20 protein-coding genes are annotated in these 15,544 nt (G+C 64.2%); 10 read left to right on the forward strand and 10 right to left on the reverse strand.

The genetic code is table 11. The features are described from left to right. Positions 1 to 7: 7 nt before the first annotated feature. Both EPO50_RS12080 and EPO50_RS12085 read right to left on the reverse strand, forming a co-directional pair. Positions 8 to 733 (reverse strand): class I SAM-dependent methyltransferase, encoded by a 726-nt coding sequence (locus EPO50_RS12080; RefSeq protein ID WP_296344292.1) that lies wholly within the window; start codon positions 731 to 733, stop codon positions 8 to 10. A 22-nt stretch (positions 734 to 755) separates the two neighbouring features. Further along, positions 756 to 1,325 carry an NADPH-dependent FMN reductase gene (locus tag EPO50_RS12085; protein WP_296344294.1) on the reverse strand — a complete coding sequence of 190 codons (570 nt, stop codon included), beginning with the start codon at positions 1,323 to 1,325 and terminating at the stop codon, positions 756 to 758. Positions 1,326 to 1,502: 177 nt separating this feature from the next. Here EPO50_RS12085 and EPO50_RS12090 point away from each other — a divergent pair, with 177 nt between their 5' ends. Next, a complete protein-coding gene (locus EPO50_RS12090; protein WP_296344296.1) occupies positions 1,503 to 1,970 on the forward strand; it encodes a hypothetical protein in 468 nt (155 codons plus the stop codon). 7 nt (positions 1,971 to 1,977) lie between these two features. Here EPO50_RS12090 and EPO50_RS12095 read toward each other — a convergent pair whose 3' ends face one another. After that, a complete protein-coding gene (locus EPO50_RS12095) occupies positions 1,978 to 2,844 on the reverse strand; it encodes a LysR family transcriptional regulator (protein WP_296344298.1) in 867 nt (288 codons plus the stop codon). 108 nt (positions 2,845 to 2,952) lie between these two features. Here EPO50_RS12095 and EPO50_RS12100 point away from each other — a divergent pair, with 108 nt between their 5' ends. Together EPO50_RS12100 and EPO50_RS12105 are read left to right on the forward strand one after the other, a co-directional pair. Beyond that, positions 2,953 to 3,393 (forward strand): DUF6306 domain-containing protein, encoded by a 441-nt coding sequence (locus tag EPO50_RS12100; RefSeq protein WP_296344300.1) that lies wholly within the window; start codon positions 2,953 to 2,955, stop codon positions 3,391 to 3,393. Then, positions 3,390 to 4,082 (forward strand): 5-formyltetrahydrofolate cyclo-ligase, encoded by a 693-nt coding sequence (locus EPO50_RS12105; RefSeq protein ID WP_296344302.1) that lies wholly within the window; start codon positions 3,390 to 3,392, stop codon positions 4,080 to 4,082. Before EPO50_RS12100 ends, EPO50_RS12105 begins: the two co-directional genes overlap by 4 nt. Here EPO50_RS12105 and EPO50_RS12110 read toward each other — a convergent pair. Both EPO50_RS12110 and EPO50_RS12115 read right to left on the reverse strand, forming a co-directional pair. Then, positions 4,071 to 4,469, reverse strand: coding sequence for a cytochrome c family protein (locus EPO50_RS12110; protein WP_296344304.1), 399 nt, complete (start codon positions 4,467 to 4,469; stop codon positions 4,071 to 4,073). The genes EPO50_RS12105 and EPO50_RS12110 overlap by 12 nt on opposite strands. A 25-nt stretch (positions 4,470 to 4,494) precedes the next feature. Beyond that, positions 4,495 to 5,082, reverse strand: coding sequence for a ferritin-like domain-containing protein (locus tag EPO50_RS12115; RefSeq protein WP_296344305.1), 588 nt, complete (start codon positions 5,080 to 5,082; stop codon positions 4,495 to 4,497). A gap of 149 nt (positions 5,083 to 5,231) precedes the next feature. Between EPO50_RS12115 and EPO50_RS12120 the strand changes: the two genes are divergently transcribed. Next, positions 5,232 to 6,164, forward strand: a complete 933-nt coding sequence (locus EPO50_RS12120; protein WP_296344307.1) for a sigma-70 family RNA polymerase sigma factor — start codon at positions 5,232 to 5,234, stop codon at positions 6,162 to 6,164. Here the strand turns inward: EPO50_RS12120 and EPO50_RS12125 are convergent. Genes EPO50_RS12125 through EPO50_RS12135 form a run of 3 tightly spaced genes read right to left on the reverse strand, consistent with a single transcriptional unit; the run spans position 6,161 to position 9,216 of the window. Further along, entirely contained in the window at positions 6,161 to 6,562 is a 402-nt protein-coding gene (locus tag EPO50_RS12125; RefSeq protein ID WP_296344309.1) for a GNAT family N-acetyltransferase, read from the reverse strand. The genes EPO50_RS12120 and EPO50_RS12125 overlap by 4 nt on opposite strands. Continuing rightward, positions 6,559 to 7,257: an alpha/beta hydrolase gene (locus EPO50_RS12130; protein ID WP_296344311.1), complete on the reverse strand. Its 699-nt coding sequence runs from the start codon at positions 7,255 to 7,257 to the stop codon at positions 6,559 to 6,561. The genes EPO50_RS12125 and EPO50_RS12130 overlap by 4 nt, the downstream gene beginning before the upstream one ends. A gap of 33 nt (positions 7,258 to 7,290) precedes the next feature. Continuing rightward, on the reverse strand, positions 7,291 to 9,216 hold the full coding sequence (locus tag EPO50_RS12135; RefSeq protein ID WP_296344313.1) for a potassium transporter Kup: 1,926 nt from the start codon (positions 9,214 to 9,216) through the stop codon (positions 7,291 to 7,293). A gap of 181 nt (positions 9,217 to 9,397) precedes the next feature. Here EPO50_RS12135 and EPO50_RS12140 point away from each other — a divergent pair, with 181 nt between their 5' ends. Next, positions 9,398 to 10,618, forward strand: coding sequence for a cytochrome P450 (locus EPO50_RS12140; protein ID WP_296344315.1), 1,221 nt, complete (start codon positions 9,398 to 9,400; stop codon positions 10,616 to 10,618). 375 nt (positions 10,619 to 10,993) lie between these two features. On the opposite strand, the gene EPO50_RS12145 is transcribed toward EPO50_RS12140, so the two are convergent. Continuing rightward, a complete protein-coding gene (locus EPO50_RS12145; protein WP_296344317.1) occupies positions 10,994 to 11,773 on the reverse strand; it encodes an aldolase/citrate lyase family protein in 780 nt (259 codons plus the stop codon). Positions 11,774 to 11,850: 77 nt separating this feature from the next. On the opposite strand from EPO50_RS12145, the gene EPO50_RS12150 reads away from it, so the two are divergent. The 3 genes from EPO50_RS12150 (at position 11,851) to EPO50_RS12160 (ending at position 14,402) form a co-directional block, all read left to right on the forward strand. After that, on the forward strand, positions 11,851 to 12,477 hold the full coding sequence (locus EPO50_RS12150) for a glutathione S-transferase family protein (RefSeq protein WP_296344319.1): 627 nt from the start codon (positions 11,851 to 11,853) through the stop codon (positions 12,475 to 12,477). A gap of 99 nt (positions 12,478 to 12,576) precedes the next feature. Continuing rightward, complete coding sequence (locus EPO50_RS12155; RefSeq protein ID WP_296344320.1) at positions 12,577 to 13,413, forward strand: DMT family transporter; 837 nt, start codon at positions 12,577 to 12,579, stop codon at positions 13,411 to 13,413. Between the two features lie 14 nt (positions 13,414 to 13,427). Continuing rightward, the gene (locus EPO50_RS12160; RefSeq protein WP_296344322.1) at positions 13,428 to 14,402 is read left to right on the forward strand and encodes a nitronate monooxygenase family protein; all 975 of its coding nucleotides are present in this window, start codon (positions 13,428 to 13,430) and stop codon (positions 14,400 to 14,402) included. Here the strand turns inward: EPO50_RS12160 and EPO50_RS12165 are convergent. Next, the gene (locus EPO50_RS12165; RefSeq protein ID WP_296344324.1) at positions 14,385 to 14,651 is read right to left on the reverse strand and encodes a hypothetical protein; all 267 of its coding nucleotides are present in this window, start codon (positions 14,649 to 14,651) and stop codon (positions 14,385 to 14,387) included. The genes EPO50_RS12160 and EPO50_RS12165 overlap by 18 nt on opposite strands. Before the next feature lie 271 nt (positions 14,652 to 14,922). Here EPO50_RS12165 and groES point away from each other — a divergent pair, with 271 nt between their 5' ends. Next, entirely contained in the window at positions 14,923 to 15,240 is a 318-nt protein-coding gene (gene groES, locus EPO50_RS12170; protein ID WP_296344327.1) for a co-chaperone GroES, read from the forward strand. 46 nt (positions 15,241 to 15,286) lie between these two features. Next, on the forward strand, positions 15,287 to 15,544 hold a 258-nt coding region (locus EPO50_RS12175; protein ID WP_296344329.1), incomplete at its 3' end, for a TCP-1/cpn60 chaperonin family protein.

Consider the following 15,544-nt stretch of genomic DNA (forward strand, 5'->3'; position numbering starts at 1 on the left):
GATCCGTCTAGCGACGTGCCGAAACCAGCAAAAAGGACGGGCGCTCGTCGGCGCCGGCCCAGTCGGGATGCGCGGCGACGTCGGCCGCGGTTGCGCCCCATTCCTCGATCTTGTCCAGCGTGAAGCCGAGACGCAGAAGCAGGTTGAGATAGGTAGCCACCGTACGGTGCTGCTTGATCACGCCCTTGGCCAGCCAGTCGGTCGAGCGCTCGCCCTGCTCGAAGTAGCGGTTGACCGGCCAAGCGAAGCGGCCATCGGCGTCGCGCGACCAGCCGGGATGGCCGGGCGCGGTGTACATCGGGTGTTCGACGGAGAAGACCAGGCTGCCGCCGGGGACGAGCGCGCGATGGACCTCGGTCATCAGGTGTTCGAGGTTGGCGAGATAGTGCAGCGCCAGCGAACTATAGACGAGATCGACCGAGCCCTTCGGCAAAGCGAGGGTCTCGAGGTCGGCCTGCCGGTAGGCGATCGCACCGTCCGATGTTTCGCGCGCGCGGGCGAGCATCTTCTCCGAGACATCGAAGCCCGTGACTTGCCGCGCACCTGCTTCATGGGCGAAGCGACAGAACCAGCCGAAGCCGCAGCCGAGATCGACGACGCGCAGACCATCGAGCTTCGGCAGCATCGCCCGCAAGGTCGGCCATTCCGGCGCCCCGTCGAGACCCTCGACGGAGCGCGGGAGCTTGGCGTATCCCGCGAAGAAGCCTTCGTTGTCGTAGATGTTCTGGGTCATCGCTTCGCTGCTTGGGACTGTACTACTTGACCGCCGCCGCTGCTTTGGCCTGGCGAACGGCAAGCGCCAGCGCGACGCCGAGGTCTGACAGCATCTTGCCCGTCGCCTCGTCGGTGAGCTTGCCGTCGGTGAACTTATTCTGTGCCTGGCCGATCATGACTTCCGGCTTATTGAGCGGCCGGCCGTCGAGGAACACCAGAGTCTGGCGCAGCTGATACTGCGCGCGCGCCGTGCCGAGCAGGCCCATCGAGGCGCCGAACAGGGCGATCGGCTTGGTCGCGAACGGTTGCGGCGTCGTACGCGACAGCCAGTCGATGGCGTTCTTCAAGACACCCGAGATGCCGTAGTTGTACTCCGGGCTCACCAGCACGATGCCGTCGGCCTCGAGCATGGCCTTCTGGGCCGCCTGTACTTTGTCGGGAAATCCCTTGGCCTGGATATCGGCATCGTAGAGTGGCCAGTCGCCGATCTCGATCGTCTGCACCGAGGTCCCCGCCGGCACGCGTTCGATGAACGCCTGCAACGAGAGGCGATTGAACGAAGCCTTGCGCAGGCTACCGCAGAAAGCGACGAGCTTCAGAGAGTCTGACATGCGGGACGTTCCTTCGTCGGAAAATGGCCAGCGGCTACATAAGAGGTTGCTGAGCGGCTTGGCAACGCACTAGCCGCAGCTTGAAAGTCGTCTCTCATCGGATCCAGCGAGGCCAGTGGGCGAAGCCATCGCAAGCTGGTAAGTGTTACCCACGAAGGTAAGGGAGATGAGAGACCGATGAAGCGATTCATTGCCGGCGGTTTGGGTTTTCTGGCGACGGTCGCGGCGAGCGGCGCCTTCGGGCAGGACCAGCCACCCAACAAGTGGGTGATGTACTGCACCGAGGAAGGCGGCCGGGATTGCGGTGTGCAGGCCACGATCGACGGTAACAGCCTGCTCGGCCAGTTCCTGGTCGTGCGCTATTCAGCGGCCTACCGGAAGCTTTCCGTGGTCGGCGATGGCCAGGGCGTGCAGGCCAGCATGCAAGTCGACTCCAACCCCTTCATCTCGACCAGCATCTGCGGGCAGGGGATCTGCCAGTACAATGCCGGCAAGTCGGCCCAGCTTCTCGGGGAGATGCGCTCCGGGTCTCAAATCCAGGTACAGATCCAGCTCCAGAACACGATGGCGGGTCCGTTCCAGCAGACGCTGAGCGGCTTCGACAACGAGCTGCAGAAGGCCCTCGCGGCGCAGCGCGGCGGCTGAGTTCTTCTCAGGCTTGGTTGTCGGGCTTTCGTTCTTGTGCCGCGGCATCGCGGATGAGTTCGAGCGCCGGACCGATGACGCCTATGTCGGCGTCCGTGGGGTAGACGACATAGGCCGATATCGAGAACTCGGGTCCGCCGGGAACGATTGTCAGTTTCCCGCTTTGCAGATGCGGGCGCACGAGGCGGATGGGGAAGTATCCCGAGCCGCCATTCTCGATCACATGCTGCAGGCCCAGCCAGCCGATGTTGGCGGTGAGCGCGGCGCCGAAGAACTCCGGAAAGCTCGCGCTGTGGCGCGCGAAGAACTCCGGCCCCCAGTCGATGTAGACGTAGCTGGAATCGAGGACCGGTCGCCGCTGCGCCTTGGTGGAGACCAGCACGAGTCTGTCGTCGAACAGGAACTCCACGTTCAGGCCAGGCCGGCTTTCTGGCGTGTACATGACGGCGACGTCCAGCCGCCCCTCGACGAGCCCTTCCATCAAATCGCTCTCCAAGCCGATCTCGGCGCGCACGGAAATATCGGCCGCTTTCTCCAGCAGAGATGGCATCCGCTTGATCAGGAATTGCTCCCATAGACCCAGTCGCGCGCCGATCGTGACGGCAGCGCGAAAGCCGCGGGCGACGCCGACGTCGTGGCGCGCCTGCTCGACCGTCCGGACGAGGGTGGAGGCATGCTTCTGGAAGTGCTTGCCCGGCGGCGTCAGGGTCGTGCCGCCCTTGTTGCGGACGAACAGCCGGCACCCCAGCGCGGTCTCCAGCGTGTGAATCCGCGTGCTGACCGTCGACTGCGTCACATGAAGCCGCTCGGCGGCGTTCACGAAGCTGCCGGTGGTGACGACTGCCAGGAAGGTGCGGGCCAGTTCGGTGTCCAAGAAGAGCCTCTCTTTGGCTTAATATCGAACAATTCGATATCATTTGCCATATTTCTTCATTTTCCAGATGTAATCCGACCTCTTACCATAGCGGCCTTAGGAGTAACGATGACGGACCAGATGCTTGCGCCAACCGGCCCGATCAGCCGGGACGAGCTGATCGATTTCCTGAACGAGCTGCTCGAAGCCGAGCGTGCGGGCGCGCGTGTCGCGCTCGAAAGCGCGCGCGACGCCAGCGATCCCGAAACGGTCGGACTGCTGAAGGCCATCCAGGACGACGAGGCGCGATGGTGTGCGATGCTGTTGCGGCAGATCCGGGTCCTCGGTGGTGCCGCGTCGCCGCGCATGGGGGCGTTCCATGCCAAGGCGATGGCCATCGAGGATTTGAAGGAGCGTCTGGCGTTCCTCAATCGCGGTCAGGGTTGGGTCGTGCGCAAGCTGCGCGAGGTCACGCCCAGAGTGAGGGACGACGCGCTCTTCTCCGACCTGAACCACATGCTCTCCTCGCATGTCGCCAACATCAACCTGACGAACAGTGCGCTCGGATGAACTCCGCCAACGACAATGACGACGAGGACATGCCGGAGGTCTACAGCTCGCCGCCCTGCATGATGCACCTCGTCGATCCACTCTCGGGGCAAGTGCTGCCGGAGGCCGATTTTCGCCAGCAGCTCGACCTGAAGAGATGGCGAAAGGCCGAGCGCGAACGTCTGATCGCCTTGCGCCTGGCAATCCCGGTGGAGGAAAGGCGCCGGCATTCGGCAAGGATCGCCGAGGAACTCGACAAGATGCTGGGGGACGTCTCCGGCAGGATCGTCGGCGTCTACTGGCCGTTCCGCGGTGAACCCGATCTGCGATCCTGGATGGAAGGATTGGGTGATCGGGGGGCCGTCTGCGTGTTGCCGGTCGTCGTCGGACCCCAGATGCCTCTCGCGTTTCGCGTCTGGCGGCGCGGTGACGCGCTCGAGCCGGGCGTCTGGAACATTCCGGTGCCGGTCGAACAGCAGGAGGCGACACCGGATATCGTTATCTCTCCCGTCGTCGGCTTCGATGGCGCCTGCTATCGCCTCGGCAACGGTGGCGGCTTCTATGATCGTACGTTGGCCGCCTTGTCCCGTCGGCCGAGGATTCTCGGTGTGGGCTACGACCGGCTCGCCATACCGACCATCTATCCTCAGCCCTACGATATCGCGATGGACATGATCGTCACGGAAAGCGGCACGACGTCAGCGGGATGAGCCTTCCGGGCATTTGGCCGGGTCGTGAGTCGCCTGCTTGAGATAGGCGATGAGGTCCGCGCGCTCCTGTGCGTTCTTCACCCCGGCATAAGCCATCTTGGTGCCGGGTACGGCTTTGAGGGGATTTTCCAGGAAGCGGTCGAGGGTCACTGCGTCCCAGGTGAGTCCGGCCGACTTCAGGGCTTGCGAGTAGGTGAAGTCGGGCAGGGCGGCGGCGGGTCGGCCGAACAGGCCGCAATGGCGCGGCCCGCTCCGATTGTGTTCCAGGGAATGGCACGCCAGGCATCGCTGGTAGATCTGCGCGCCTTTCCCGGCATCACCGTCCGCTGCATGGCACAGGGAGGCCACGACCATGACGCCGATGCAGACAGCGAACGGGATTTTCATGTTGATGCTCGTGACGAGGTTTCGGTCAAGACACGAAGGCCGAGGGCACCGGCGGCAGGCCCAGGGCTTGCCGCAGCACGGCCCAATGCATGGCCTCGTCGCCCAGGATGGAGGCCGCCACTTTCGCGAGCTCGCGATCGTCGAGGATGGGAATGGCGCCGAGATAGGCGCTGACGGCGCCTCTCTCGAGCTCGGCAGCGAAGCTCAGAACGTCGGCCTGCGTCTTCAGCTTTTCGACAGGGAAGGTGTACTTGGCCTTCGCGGCGACCGGCGTGCCGCCGAGCTTCTTGACGGTCGTCGCCAGGGCCGTGGCGTGTTCCTTGTGGTGCCCCTGGAACTGGACGGCGAGGTCGAGGACCGGCTTCTGGAGCAAGCCGCTGCTGGCGCCTACCTGATAGGCCGCGATCGCTTCCTGCTCGGCCGCCAGGGCGGCGTTGAGGATCGTCACGTCGTTGCCGGCAGTCTTCGCCTCGGCAGATCCGATCAGCGCCAGGCGGTCGCGGCCTGCGAGAAGAGCGATCGCTGTTGCCGAGAGCGTGAACTTGCCAAAGCCGGAAAGGAAGCTGCGCCGCGCTGCAGTCGTCGTGCTTGCCTGTGGGGTGGTCGAGGACATGGGGAGCTCCTTGGTTCGTCGAACGTCGAAATGTCGTTCGCTTCCTGGAGAACCCCGGCGCCTCCGGATTCGGATGCGATTTTTTATTTGCTGGCGCCTGCATCCGAACAGGCGCCGGCGGGGTAACTGGCCGGAGGAGGTCTTTCGATATGGTCGAGATTCTCAGGCTTCACGACACCGCGAGGGCAGCATCGATACCGCCTTCGCTCATCGCTTTGGCTCCTCCTCATTCGGCCACACCGCCATTCGATCCGCTGGCGAGGTTGCTGGCTGAAACCGCAGTCGGTCACGATCGAGCATTCGCGAGGCTCTATGAACTCATCAGCGCACGGCTGTTCGCGGTTGCGCGGCGCATCGTGCAGCGCGACGATGTCGCGGAGGATGTCCTGCAGGACTCCTTCCTGCGCATCTGGCGCGCGGCCTATCAATACGATCCTGCGAAGGGACCGGCCTATGCTTGGTTGATGCAGATCGTGCGCAATCGCGCGCTGTCGGCGCGACTGCGAGCGAGCCGGCGCGAAGGCGGGCAAACCGAGCTCGACGTCGAGACGATGGCGTCCGATGGCCCGGACCCCGCCACGCTGACCATGCGCAGCGACGAGGCACGTCGCGTGAATGCGTGTCTGGGTAATCTACCGGTAAATCACCGCCGGTCTGTCGCGCTGGTCTATTTCGACGGGCTGACGCATCAGGAGCTCGCGGAGCGTTTGGGCGTGCAGCTCGGGACGGCAAAGAGCTGGGTCCGGCGTGGCCTCGCGCAGATGGCCAAATGTCTCCACAAGGATGAGCTCGCCGACCGTCGTGCGCTTGTCGCTGCGGACTATGCGATCGGCAGCCTGCAGGGCGCGGCGCGTCGCGGCTTCGAGAGGCGTCGCGAACGCGATGCCAGGTTCTGCCGCGCCGCCGATCGCTGGGAGGCGCAACTGGCCATGCTCACGGAATTCCTGCCCGAACGATCCTTCTCATCGCGCGAGGTCTGGAAGCGCGTCCAGCAGGAGATCCGGCGCAACCGGCCGGCATTCTGCAGGCCACGCCTCTGGCAGGTCGCCGCCGCTTTGGCGGCGCTGCTGAGGGGACGCTAGCGTTCGCGGCGATAGAGGAAGCAATTGTCGGCCTTGGGCATCTTGATGCCCTCGTAGTAGCTCATCGCCGTCGGCGCGGAGAGCAGCAGGGTCGTCGTCGACGGTCCACCAGCCGCAGTGCGCGTCTCCTCGATCAGTCGGCGGCCGATGCCCTGGCCCTGGCAGGCCCTGTCGACGGCGAGGTCGGAGAGATAGCAGCAGAAGCAGAAGTCGGTGAGTGAGCGGGCGAAGCCTACGAGCTTGCCGTCCTGGCGGGCGGTGAGGATCAGGTTGGCGTGCGCCAGCATGCGCTCGATGCGACCGCGATCGCCGACCGGCCGGTTGAGACCGGACTTGGTGACGACATCGATATATTCGTCGGCGCCGAGATAATCCTCGCGGGCATAGACCGTATTCATTGCGTCAACCATCTCCTCAGGGCCGCCGATACTTCGGCTGGTCGTTCCAGGGGCGAGACGTGCCCGCATTCCTCGAGAATCACAAGCTGGGCGTTGGCGATGTCGGTGGCCATCTCCTGCGACCGCGGCAGCGGCGTCGCCATGTCCTGACGGCCGACGATCACCACGGCCGGCACCTCGATCTCGACTAACAACGGCCGGCTGTCGGGGCGGCCCAGAATTGCCTGTTGCTCGCGAACGAAGCCGTCGGCGCCAATCTCCAGGGCCATGTCGAGGATCGGCTGCGTGACGGCGGTATCCTTGAGCCGACTATGATGGACAATCTGCGGCAGCAGGGTTGGATGCACGCCATGGAAACGGCCGAGCCGCGTCTGCTCGATGAAGGCTTGGCGACGCGTGCGGATCTCCGGCGAGTCCGGGCTTGCCTGCGTGTCGATCAGGGCGATCCGCTCGATCCGCTGCGGAGCCTGGCGGAAGACCTCGAAAGCGACGTAGCCGCCCATCGAGAAGCCACCCAACGCGAATTTTGGCGGCGCCGCCGCCAGCACGGTCTCGGCCATGGCGCCGATCGTGTCGTGGTGCCAGAGCTCGGGAATGGTGATGTCCGCGATATCCTGCAGCGTCTCGACCTGGTGCTCGTAGACGCGCCGCGTGTTGAGCAGCCCCGGCAGCAGGACGAGCGGTGAACGCGGCATGTCGGCTCCCCCCTTTGATCTCAGATCGCGATCTCAGATCTGGATCTGGTTGCCGAGTTCGATAGCGCGGTTAGGCGGGATGCGGAAGAAGGTCTTGCTGGCCGAGGCCGAGTGCGAGAGCGAAATGAACCAGTCGCGACGCCACCTGCCCAGCTTGGAATGCTGCGACGGCACCAGGGTTTCGCGGCCGAGGAAGAAGGAAGTTTCCATCTCGTCGTAGGCGATGCCGTGCGGACGGCAGGCGCGCAGCGCTTCGGGGATGTCGGGCTGCTCGGTGAAACCGTAGTGGGCGATCACCGTATGGAAACCCTTGCCCAGCCGCTCGACCTCGACGCGGTTGGCCTCCGGCACGACCGGCACATCCATCGTGTCGACTTGCAGGATGATGATGCGCTCGTGCAGGACCTTGTTGTGCTTGAGATTGTGCAGGAAGGCCGCTGGCGTGTGGGAGGCGTCGGCGGTCAGGAAGACGGCGGTGCCGGCAACCCGGTCCGGCGCGCGCTCCATGCGGCCGAGGAATTCCTTCAGCGGCAGGGCGCCTTCGCTCATTTCGGCGGCGACCAGACGGCGGCCACGGCGCCAGGTCGTGATCGTGAAGTAGATCAACCCCGCCACGACCAGCGGCAACCAGCCACCGTCGGGGATCTTGAGCGCGTTGGCGATGAAGAAGACCAGGTCGGGAATGCCGAGGAAGCCGAACACGAGGACGGCGAGCGGCCACGACCAGCGCCACACCAGGATCGCCACGACCGTCGCGAGCGCCGCATCGACCAGCATGGCGCCGGTGACGGCAAGGCCATAGGCGCCGGAAAGTGCGCCCGACGAGCCGAAGCCCACGACCAGTGCGATGATGCCGGCCATCAGGAGCCAATTGACGCGCGGAATGTAGATCTGCCCGATCGCCGTTTCGGAAGTGTGCTGGATTTCCATGCGCGGCAGATAGCCGAGCTGAATCGCCTGTCGTGTGAGCGAGAACACGCCCGTGATCACGGCCTGCGAGGCAATGACGGCGGCGAAGGTGGAGAGAATCACCAGCCCGATGATGTAGTCCTGGGGAACGAGCTCGAAGAAGACGTGATGGACAGTGTCGGGGTTGGCGATGATGAGTGCGCCCTGACCGAAATAGTTGAGCAGCAGGCCCGGCATGGCGAGCCCCAGCCAGGCGATGCGGATGGGTCTGCGACCAAAGTGGCCCATGTCGGCGTAGAGCGCCTCGGCGCCTGTGACGGCCAGCACGATCGAGCCGAAGGCCCAGAAGATGCCGAAGCCCTGATCGGTCACGAGATGGAAGGCGTGGATCGGATTGACGGCGGCAAGCACGGCTGGGTTCTTCACCACCTGCCATGCGCCCAGCACACCCAGCACCACGAACCACAGCAGCATGACCGGCCCGAACAGCCGGCCGACATCGGCCGTGCCGCGAGACTGCAGCATGAACAGCCCGACCAGGATCACCAGCGACAGCGGTACGACCAGCGGCGTGAAGGCCGGTGTGATCGCCGACAGACCCTCGACGGCGCTCATCACGGTCATGGCCGGCGTGATCATGGCGTCGCCATAGAATAGGGCGAGCCCGACCACCGCAAAAAGTATGATGGCATGGCGTACCCGGCGTGCCTTGCCGCTCAGGCCGCGCGTGGCGAGCGTCGCCAGGGCCAGCACGCCGCCTTCGCCCTTGTTGTCGGCGCGCATGATCAGCACGACGTACTTGATGGTGACGGTCAGGGTCACCGCCCAGAACAGCATGGAGAGTACGCCCAGCACGTGCTCGGGCGTCGGCGCCATGCCGGTACCGTGAAGGAAGGTTTCCCGCAGCGCGTAGAGCGGGCTGGTGCCGATGTCACCGAACACCACGCCGAGCGCACCGACGACCAGGGCGGCGCCTGCAGGGTGGGGTGCGGGCGAACCATGGGGGGCGGTGTGGGGAACGGATGTCTGGCTGGTGTCGGCTGGGGCCATGAGCTGAAACGCCGCCAATTGAGGCGGCGGCGGGGCGAGGGTGTGCGCCCCTGCCTTCGGCCTGTCAACGCACCAGATGTGAGGTTGTTGCGACGAAAGAGCTTGACTTGCCTGTGAGCTGCGGGCGCCGTGCAGGATTATGGATCAAGCCACGCCCCTGGAACCGCAGCCGAGGTCCGCCGTGAACGTACCTGTACTGGACGAGCCTATCGACGTCAGCCAGCCACGCCTCTACCGCGACGATAGCTGGGGCTCCCACTTTGCGCGCCTGCGCCGGGAGGATCCTGTGCATCTCCATCCGGAGAGTCCGTTTGGGCCCTATTGGTCGATCACGCGCTATGCCGACATCATGAAGGTCGAGCTCGATCACGGCACTTATTCGTCGTCCCAGGAGCTGGGCGGAATCCAGATCGCCGACCAGGCCAAGGGATCCGAGCTGCCGAACTTCATCCGCATGGATCCACCGCGCCACACCGCGCAGCGCAAGACCGTGGCGCCGATCGTGGCGCCGACCAACCTCGCGAACATGGAAGGGCTGATCCGCGAACGCACGGCGGGTGTGCTCGACGGTCTGCCGCGCAATGAAGTCTTCGACTGGGTCGATCTCGTGTCGACCGAACTCACCGCCATGATGCTGGCGACGCTGTTCGACTTTCCCCAGGCGGACCGACGCAAGCTCACCCATTGGTCCGACGTCGCCATCGCCAACATCGAAGCCGAAGACGCCGTCGTGCGCAGCGAAGCCGAGCGCATGGCCGAGCTACGCCAGATGGCCGAGATCATGGGGGCACTCTGGAAGGAGCGGGCCGCCCAACCGCCGAAGTTCGACCTGATCTCCATGATGGCCCATGCCGAGGCCACGCAGAACATGCCGTTGAACGAGTTCATCGGGACGTTCGGTCTCCTGATCGTGGGTGGCAACGACACGACGCGCAATTCCATGACGGGTGGTCTGATGGCCGTGCTCGATCATCCGGAGGAACTTGACAAGGTTCGCAGCGACGCGAGCCTCCTGCCGAGCCTGGTGTCGGAGACGATCCGCTGGCAGTCGCCGGTCATTCATATGCGGCGAACCGCGCGGAAGGATACGGAGCTGGCGGGCAAGACGATCCGTCAGGGCGACAAGGTGGTGATGTGGTACGTCTCGGGCAATCGTGACGAGACGGCGATCGACCAGCCCGATCGTTTCATCGTCGGGCGGCCCAAGGCGCGCCAACATCTTGCCTTCGGTGCCGGCATCCATCGTTGCGTTGGCGACCGACTGGCCGAGATGCAGCTTCGCATCCTGTGGGAGGAGATTCTGAAGCGCGACCTCAGGGTCGAGGTCGCGGGTCCGCCGGTGCGGCTCTACTCCAACTTCATCCGCGGCATTCGCGCGTTGCCGGTGAGGATCGCGGGCTGATCCGAGCCGTTGAGGGGATCGACGCCGCTATCGCCTGGACAGTCACATGTGCAATTTAGCAACTTGCAACGGCGTGCAGGCAGTGCACGCTGAGGTATGTCGTTTATTCGGACCGCGCCGCGTTGTTTGTGTCGAGCCTGTGCCTGGCAGGGGCGCGTCGATCAGGTGACGCCTGTCAGCAATCTCGCAGCTTGGTTGTCATACCAGGATAGAACCGACATCGTCATTCTGCCTGAGGGTGAATGCCCGCGCTGCGGCACCCCGGTATACAACCAAGCTGCCGAAGAGCGGCTCGCCCGGGCGATTGCTCTCGTCGGCCCGAACATTCCGGCGTTCTGATAGGACCGGAAATCGATCGTCGCCAGCGGAAGAGGATCAGGTCCGCTGCTTGACCGTCTGCACACCGGCGGCGAAGGCCTGCTGCAACAGCCAGACATCGCCCGCGATCGAAACGAAGTCGTAGCCGAGCTTCACGAACTGCGCGGCTTGCTTGGCGTCGACGGCGAGTCGACCGGCCGACTTGCCGTGCTTCTTCGCGGCCGCGATCGTCGCCTGCTCGGCGCTGAGAAAGTCGGGATGGTCGAACGCACCGGGCTCGCCCATCGCCACGGAGAGATCGTTATGGCCGAGCCACAACATGTCGACGCCGGGCATCGCGGCGATTTCGTCGGCCGCTGCAGCACCACGCGGATCCTCGACCTGGAGGATGATGGCCGTGCGGGCATTTTGTTCGGCAAAGCGCGGCAGCAACGGCTCGCTTCGCATCGCAAAGCGCTCGTGCGCGAGGCCCAGCGCTACGCCGCGTGTGCCATCGGGCCAGTACTTGGCGGCGTCGAGCACCGCCTTGGCCTGCTCGACCGAAGATACGATCGGCACCATCACACCGTCTGCGCCAGTATCGAGCGCGCGCGAGATATGATGACGCGATTGTGAAGGTACACGCACGACCAGCGGCAGATTCGCAGCCTGCATGTAACGCACGACCTGGCGGACGGTATCGAATCCGAAACCAGTATGCTCCATGTCGAGGACAGCATAGTCGGCGCCTGCTGCTTTCAGGATTTGTCCGATGCCGGGTGTTGCGAACTCGAACAGGAACGTGCCGATCTTCGTTGAGCCAGTGCCGACGAAGTTGCGCAGACTGCCATTGGCCATTGTTGTTTCCCCCTTTGTGGTCGCGATGCTAGCGTGGACCGTCTCTATCAATCACCTACTTCTCAAGGGAGAAAACGATGAAGCTCTATTACATGCCTGGCGCCTGTTCCCTCGGTATCCATGTGCTTCTCGAGGAAATCGGCAAGCCTTACGACCTGCACAAGGTCGATGGCGCCAAGCAGGAACAGTACGGGCCAGACTTCGTGAAGCTCAACCCGAAGTCGAAGGTGCCGACTCTGGTCCGCGATGACAGCACGGTGCTGACCGAGTATCCCGCGATCGCGGTGTGGCTCGCCCGCAAGAACCCGGATGCCGGCCTGCTGCCGAGCGATGCCGATGCCGAGGCGCGCGCGCTCGAAGCGATGGACTATGCCGTGTCGACCATGCACATGCAGGGCTTCTCGCGCATGTTCCGTCCGGCCGCCTACGCGCCGACCGAAGCCGACCACGACACTGTCAAGGCACGCGGTAAGGAGATCATGGAGAAGGGCCTTGCCCTCATGGACAAGGCGCTGGAAGGCAAGGAGTACCTCGCCGGTAAGTTCTCGGTGGCCGATACCGCGCTGTTCTACGTCTCGTTCTGGGCGCATGGGCGCATGAAGATGCCGCTGCCGAAGAACGTCGCGGCCCACTACGAGCGCATGAAGGCGCGTCCCGCCGTCAAGCGCGCGCTTGAGCAGGAAGGTCTGGCCGCGGCGGCCTGATTTCTCCTCGCGGCTCCCGCTTCGGAGCCTGTTTGCGTGGCGGCTCAACGGCATCGGTGCCGTTGACCGCCGGTAGAGCGCGCCGCCAAATCGGACGTCATGTCCGCGGCGCTGCTCTACGGTCTCGTCATTCTATCGGCCATCGCGCATTCGATCTGGAATGCGCTCGTCAAGTCGGCCGGCGACCGCACGCTCACCATGGTGGCGATCCGGGTCGCCGGTTTGACCCTCGGCCTCTGTGCCTTGCCGTTCGTCGATTGGCCGGCACCCGAGAGCTGGAAATGGCTCGGTCTCACGGCTCTCATACAATTCGGCTACTACGCGCTGCTAATTCGCTCGTATGGCGTGGGCGACATGAGCGTCGTCTATCCGCTGGCGCGCGGCGTAGCGCCGGTATTGACCGCCATCGTAGCGGCGCTGGCGATCGGCGAAAGCTTGAGCACTGCGCAGCTTGCAGCCGTCGGTCTGATCTCGCTCGGCATCATGGCCTTGTCCTTCGGCGCAGGTGCCAGCGGCGAAGCCGTGGGCTTTGCACTGGCGACCGGTGTCTCGGTCGCGGCCTATAGTTTCACCAGTGGCGTCGGTGTCCGTGCAGCAGGGACAGTCCTGGGGTTTCAGGCCTGTCTGGAAATCGTGACCGGCCTCGGCATGGTGGCCTATGCCCTCGCGACGCGACGCAGCGGTCTTCTCGCCTACGCGCGGCGTCATGGGCCAATCGGCCTGCTGGCAGGCGTCATCTCGGTGATCGGCTTCCTTGCGTTCCTGGCCGCCGCGCAAAGTCTGCTACTCGGTCCGGTCGTCGCCTTGCGTGAAACCAGTGTGATCTTCGGCGCCGTCCTGGGAACGCTCGTGCTCAAGGAAGGGTTTGGCGTTCGCCGAATCGTCGCTTCCGGTTTCGTTGTCGGCGGGATCGCGCTTCTCGCCTTTGCCTCCTGAGGTAAGCTGCCGTCATGTCCTTGCCTGCAAATCTCGAGAAACGTCTTCGCCTGCCGCTGATCGCGGCGCCCATGTTCCTGGTATCGGGGCCGGCGTTGGTGACGGCGGCCTGCCGCGCCGGCGTGATCGGTTCGTTCCCGACCGCCAACTGCCGCACCGTCGAAGAGCTCGACCAGTGGCTTGCGGGCATGAACGACGAGTTGAAGCGCGCAGCCGACGAGAGCGGCCGTGCCCCCGCGCCAGTGTGCCCCAATCTGATCGTGCATCGCTCCAATCCGCGCGTGCCCGACGATCTCGCGGCCGTGTTGCGCCACAAGGCGGAGATCGTGATCACCTCGGTGGGATCGCCCGAACCGGTGATGAAGCCGCTGAAGGATGCCGGCTGCCTCGTGCTGGCCGACGTCGCCTCGGTGCGTCATGCCGAAAAGGCCGTGGCGGCGGGTGTCGACGGTCTCGTGCTGCTGACGGCAGGTGCAGGTGGTCAGACTGGCTGGGTCAATCCCTTCGCCTTCGTACGCGCGGTACGGACATTCTGGGACGGCATCGTGGCCATGGCGGGCGGCATGGCGGATGGCCACGCCATTGCGGCGGCCGCGGCTCTGGGCTGCGATCTCGCTTACATGGGCACCAAGTTCATCGCCACGCGCGAGAGCCTTGCCAAGGATGCCTACAAGCAGATGCTGGTCGATAGTCGGCTCGACGACGTATTGCTGACACGCGCCTTCACCGGATTGGAGACCAACATGCTGCGGCCCTCGATCGCTGCGGCGGGCCTCGATCCCGACAATCTGCCGGCGCGCGGTGCGATCGACATTTCCAAGGACATCAACGCTTCGGCGCGCGACAAGCCCGACCCGAAGCGTTGGAAAGACATCTGGAGCGCGGGACACTCCGTCTCCGGCGTCAGCGACGTGCCTTCGGTGGCGGACCTGATCGAGCGGACCGCGATCGAGTACGACACCGCCCTTCGCTCAATGCAGCGCGTATAGCCCGCTCGAAAAACGGAACTCGGCCGGCTTGATCAGGGCGGCATTGGCGACCCGCACGCGGTGCAGCCTGCCGTCGAGATTGTGTTCCCAGAAGTCGAGGAACTTGGTGAGGGCGGGGAAGCGGGGGGCCAGATCGAGGTTCTGCCAGACGAAGCTCTGCAGAACGTGCTGGTGATCAGGCATCCAGTAGAGGATTTCGGCCGTCGTGATGCGATAGTTGTTGAGTTGCGCAATGAAACTGCGGTCCATGCGGCACTCCTTGACAGGGGGCGCGTCAGGGAATAGTCACGCACCCTTAACGAAAAGTCAGCAAAATTCGTTCCATAACAAATACTTAGCAGCACTCTCGGATGATTGCTGCTAGTGCGAAGTGACTTCGTTTCGCTGCCTTGACTCAGGCTGGGCGCACACCTAAATCCGATGCGCTTTGGCACTCTTCGCTGGAGAGTGCTGACAGCAATCCTTTCCATCGCGGCCGTCCGGCTGCGCAGGCTCAACTAGGATCATTGGAGGAAGAAGCATGAAGTTCCGTCCGCTTCACGACCGCGTCGTGGTCAAGCGCGTCGCGGAGGAAGAGAAGACCAAGGGCGGCATCATCATTCCGGACACTGCCAAGGAAAAGCCGATGGAAGGCGAAGTCGTCGCCGTCGGTCCTGGCGCCCGGGATGAGAAAGGCGCTCTCGTCGCTCTCGATGTGAAGGCCGGCGACCGCATCCTGTTCGGTAAGTGGTCCGGCACCGAGATCAAGCTCGACGGCGTCGAGTACCTGATCATGAAGGAAAGCGACATCATGGGAATCGTCGAAGGTTCCCCAGTGGCCAGCAAGAAGGCCGCCTGATCGCTTCCAACGATCCATTCATCCAGAAATCGAGAGGAACTGAGTAATGGCAGCCAAAGAAGTCCGCTTTAGCGCCGATGCCCGTGAGCGCATGCTGCGCGGCGTCGACATCCTCGCCAACGCCGTCAAGGTGACGCTGGGTCCGAAGGGCCGCAACGTCGTTCTCGACAAGTCGTTCGGCGCACCGCGCATCACCAAGGACGGCGTCACCGTCGCCAAGGAGATCGAGCTCGCCGACAAGTTCGAGAACATGGGCGCCCAGATGGTGCGCGAAGTGGCCTCGAAGACCAACGACATCGCCGGC

Source organism: Reyranella sp., assembly GCF_004297405.1.
In the GTDB taxonomy this organism is placed as follows: domain Bacteria; phylum Pseudomonadota; class Alphaproteobacteria; order Reyranellales; family Reyranellaceae; genus Reyranella.

Excerpts from the sequence above, each read along its gene's own strand:
- EPO50_RS12115 (WP_296344305.1), bottom strand. The coding sequence starts at position 5,082 with ATGTCCTCGACCACCCCACAGGCAAGCACGACGACTGCAGCGCGGCGC.
- EPO50_RS12110 (WP_296344304.1), bottom strand. The coding sequence starts at position 4,469 with ATGAAAATCCCGTTCGCTGTCTGCATCGGCGTCATGGTCGTGGCCTCC.
- EPO50_RS12160 (WP_296344322.1), top strand. The coding sequence starts at position 13,428 with ATGTCCTTGCCTGCAAATCTCGAGAAACGTCTTCGCCTGCCGCTGATC.
- EPO50_RS12090 (WP_296344296.1), top strand. The coding sequence starts at position 1,503 with ATGAAGCGATTCATTGCCGGCGGTTTGGGTTTTCTGGCGACGGTCGCG.
- EPO50_RS12085 (WP_296344294.1), bottom strand. The coding sequence starts at position 1,325 with ATGTCAGACTCTCTGAAGCTCGTCGCTTTCTGCGGTAGCCTGCGCAAG.
- EPO50_RS12130 (WP_296344311.1), bottom strand. The coding sequence starts at position 7,257 with ATGCCGCGTTCACCGCTCGTCCTGCTGCCGGGGCTGCTCAACACGCGG.
- EPO50_RS12165 (WP_296344324.1), bottom strand. The coding sequence starts at position 14,651 with ATGGACCGCAGTTTCATTGCGCAACTCAACAACTATCGCATCACGACG.
- EPO50_RS12100 (WP_296344300.1), top strand. The coding sequence starts at position 2,953 with ATGACGGACCAGATGCTTGCGCCAACCGGCCCGATCAGCCGGGACGAG.
- EPO50_RS12120 (WP_296344307.1), top strand. The coding sequence starts at position 5,232 with ATGGTCGAGATTCTCAGGCTTCACGACACCGCGAGGGCAGCATCGATA.
- EPO50_RS12150 (WP_296344319.1), top strand. The coding sequence starts at position 11,851 with ATGAAGCTCTATTACATGCCTGGCGCCTGTTCCCTCGGTATCCATGTG.
- EPO50_RS12135 (WP_296344313.1), bottom strand. The coding sequence starts at position 9,216 with ATGGCCCCAGCCGACACCAGCCAGACATCCGTTCCCCACACCGCCCCC.
- groES (WP_296344327.1), top strand. The coding sequence starts at position 14,923 with ATGAAGTTCCGTCCGCTTCACGACCGCGTCGTGGTCAAGCGCGTCGCG.
- EPO50_RS12080 (WP_296344292.1), bottom strand. The coding sequence starts at position 733 with ATGACCCAGAACATCTACGACAACGAAGGCTTCTTCGCGGGATACGCC.
- EPO50_RS12155 (WP_296344320.1), top strand. The coding sequence starts at position 12,577 with ATGTCCGCGGCGCTGCTCTACGGTCTCGTCATTCTATCGGCCATCGCG.
- EPO50_RS12125 (WP_296344309.1), bottom strand. The coding sequence starts at position 6,562 with ATGAATACGGTCTATGCCCGCGAGGATTATCTCGGCGCCGACGAATAT.
- EPO50_RS12145 (WP_296344317.1), bottom strand. The coding sequence starts at position 11,773 with ATGGCCAATGGCAGTCTGCGCAACTTCGTCGGCACTGGCTCAACGAAG.
- EPO50_RS12105 (WP_296344302.1), top strand. The coding sequence starts at position 3,390 with ATGAACTCCGCCAACGACAATGACGACGAGGACATGCCGGAGGTCTAC.